The following is a 1,296-nucleotide window of genomic DNA, read 5'->3' as shown; positions in this document are numbered from 1 at the left end:
GGACGGGGCCGCTGGGCCCGACGAGGCCGCTGGGACGGCCGGGGCGGCGGGCGCGGCGGTCGCGCTCGACCTCCGGCCGTTCCAGCTCGTCACCCTCCGCTTCCGCCGGCCCTGACCCGGCGCCGCCGCGGCCCCGCGCTCGCTCCCGCTCGCCGAGACGCGCCCTCCCGCTCTCGCCGAGATAGGGCCTCCGCGCCGAGATAGGGCCGTCCACGGTCCTATCTGGGTGGAACGGTCCTACCTCGGCGGACGGGGTGGCGCTTCGGCGCGCCGGGCAGCGCGTGGGGTCGGCATGGGCCGGACGGGGACGGACGCACAGGGTGCGCCCAGGGTCGGCTCAGGGTGTCGGCAGGTCGAGGCGGGAGCGTCGGCGCTGGTGGGCGCGGCGCCGCGAGGTGCGGCGGCGCGCCCCCGGCGTCCGACCCCCCGCACAGGAAGCGACCGATGAGCGCACGACCCCCGGCCCAGGAGAAGCTGCCGAAGAAGGACCGCAAGGCGCTCGCCCGCGAGCTCGCCCGCCTGGAGCGGGAGCGGCAGGCGCAGCGCCGGCGGCGGAACCGGCGCCTCGGCTGGGCGGGCGCGGGGACCGCCGTCGTCGCGGCCGGCGTGATCACGGCGCTCGCGGTGCAGGCGTCCGTCCGCGCCGGGCAGGTCGGGCCGCACAACATGCTGTCCGACGGCGTCGTGCTCACCGGCGACGGCAGCGCGGTCACCGCGAGCCGCACGAGCGCGCTCGACCCGGGGGAGGCGCCCGTCGCCACCGCCGTCGACCGCAGCACCGGCGTGCTGGACCTGGTGCTGTACCTGGACTACCGGTCGCCCGAGGCGCAGACGTTCTGGGCGGCCAGCTCGGCGTCGATCGAGCAGTGGGTGACCGCCGGCTACGCGACGCTGGAGATCCACCCGCTGGCGCTGCTCGACGGCGCGACGGTGCGCACCGGGGCGTCGCCGTCGGCCTCCGCCGCACCGTCGCCGTCCCCGACCACGGACGACTCGCTGCTGGGCAGCATGGCCACGACCGGCGACTACTCCGCCCGCGCCGCCGGTGCTCTCGCCTGCGTGGCGGACACGGCGCCGGACAGCGTGCTGGCCGTGCACGACGCGCTGCTCGCCGCGCAGCCCGACCTCGACGAGGACGGCATCGACGACGACGACCTCCTCGCGCTCGTGCAGGACGCCGGCGTCACCGACGAGGCCGTCGCCGCCTGCGTCACCGACGGCGCCTTCACCGACTGGGCGACCGAGGCGACCGCGCGGGCCGCCCGGGCGGTCGCCTGGGTCGCCCAGTCGGTGAAG

General features: G+C 78.0%; 1 protein-coding gene. It reads left to right on the top strand.

Going from position 1 to position 1,296, the window contains the following annotated elements; all coding sequences use genetic code 11:
• Window positions 1-444 precede the first annotated feature (444 nt).
• A partial coding sequence (locus tag MHY85_RS21010) for a hypothetical protein (protein WP_239200403.1) occupies window positions 445-1,296 on the top strand: 852 nt, incomplete at its 3' end.

Source organism: Cellulomonas sp. ACRRI (assembly GCF_022346185.1).
Lineage (GTDB): Bacteria > Actinomycetota > Actinomycetes > Actinomycetales > Cellulomonadaceae > Cellulomonas.
Note: the sequence above shows the minus strand (reverse complement) of the source record. Positions and strands in the feature narration are given on the sequence as shown.